General features: G+C 68.7%; 2 protein-coding genes. One reads left to right on the top strand and one right to left on the bottom strand.

The window, feature by feature from the left end:
- On the bottom strand, positions 1-199 hold a 199-nt coding region (locus tag GH736_RS23015), incomplete at its 3' end, for a LacI family DNA-binding transcriptional regulator (RefSeq protein ID WP_159607348.1).
- Between the two features lie 193 nt (positions 200-392).
- Between GH736_RS23015 and xylA the strand changes: the two genes are divergently transcribed.
- Positions 393-1,365: xylose isomerase (gene xylA / locus GH736_RS23010; protein WP_159607346.1), on the top strand; the 973-nt coding region annotated here is incomplete at its 3' end.

The following is a 1,365-nucleotide window of genomic DNA, read 5'->3' as shown; positions in this document are numbered from 1 at the left end:
GCTCGGTCACCGCGAAGATGTTGGTGCGGCGCCCGGCGAGCATGCGGGCCCCGGCGTTGGGCCGGTAGTCGAGCTCGCGCACGGCCAGCTCGATGCGCCGGCGGGTCTCGGCCGAGATCGTGCGCTTGCCGCTCAGCGCGTACGACACGGTGCTGATCGACACGCCGGCGGCCTTCGCCACCTCGTGGATCTTCGCCATGCCGGACTCCATCGTCTAAACGTTTCGATTGCTTCGTCGGGGACTCTACGCACACGCCGACGCGCCACGCAAGTGGTTTGTGGGATTTGCGAACAAATGGCTCGCCGGGCGCTGCCGACTTGCGTCGACCGCGGCGCGGCCTTATGTTGTACCTGCCAACAAATCATCGATGACGCTGAAAGGCGGATCACCCATGGCCAGCGCGCCCACCCGCGACGACAAGTTCTCCTTCGGCCTCTGGACGGTCGGCTACAACGGCACCGACCCGTTCGGCGGCCCCACGCGGCATCCGCTCGACGTCGTGCACGTGGTCGAGAAGCTCGCCGAGCTCGGCGCCTACGGCCTCACCTTCCACGACGACGACCTCTTCGCGTTCGGCTCGACCGATGCCGAGCGCCAGACGCAGATCGACCGCCTCAAGGGCGCCCTCGACGACACCGGCCTCATCGTGCCGATGGTCACCACCAACCTCTTCTCGGCGCCGGTCTTCAAGGACGGCGGCTTCACCGCGAACGATCGCGACGTGCGCCGCTACGCGCTCCGCAAGGTCTTCCGCCAGCTCGACCTGGGCGCCGAGCTCGGCGCGAAGACCTTCGTGATGTGGGGCGGCCGCGAGGGCGCCGAGTACGACGCGGCAAAGGACATCCGCCAGGCGCTCGAGCGCTACCGCGAGGCCGTCAACCTCCTCGGCGACTACGTCACCGACAAGGGCTACGACATCCGCTTCGCCATCGAGCCCAAGCCGAACGAGCCCCGCGGCGACATCCTGCTGCCGACGCTCGGCCACGCGATCGCCTTCATCGACTCGCTCGAGCGCCCCGAGCTCGTGGGCCTCAACCCTGAGGTCGGCCACGAGCAGATGGCCGGCCTCAACTTCGCCGCCGGCATCGCGCAGGCGCTGTACCACGGCAAGCTCTTCCACATCGACCTCAACGGCCAGCGCGGCATCAAGTACGACCAGGACCTCGTCTTCGGCCACGGCGACCTGCACAACGCGTTCGCGCTGGTCGACCTGCTCGAGAACGGCGGCCCCGGCGGCGTCCCCGCCTACGACGGCCCGCGTCACTTCGACTACAAGCCCTCGCGCACCGAGGACGAGCAGGGCGTGTGGGAGTCCGCCGCCGCGAACATGCGCACGTACCTGCTCCTCAAGGAGCGCGCCGCCG

It is taken from the genome of Agromyces humi, from assembly GCF_009720255.1.
In the GTDB taxonomy this organism is placed as follows: Bacteria; Actinomycetota; Actinomycetes; order Actinomycetales; family Microbacteriaceae; genus Agromyces; species Agromyces humi.
The sequence above is the reverse complement of the archived record's forward strand: the minus strand, read 5'-3'. Positions and strand labels throughout refer to the sequence as shown.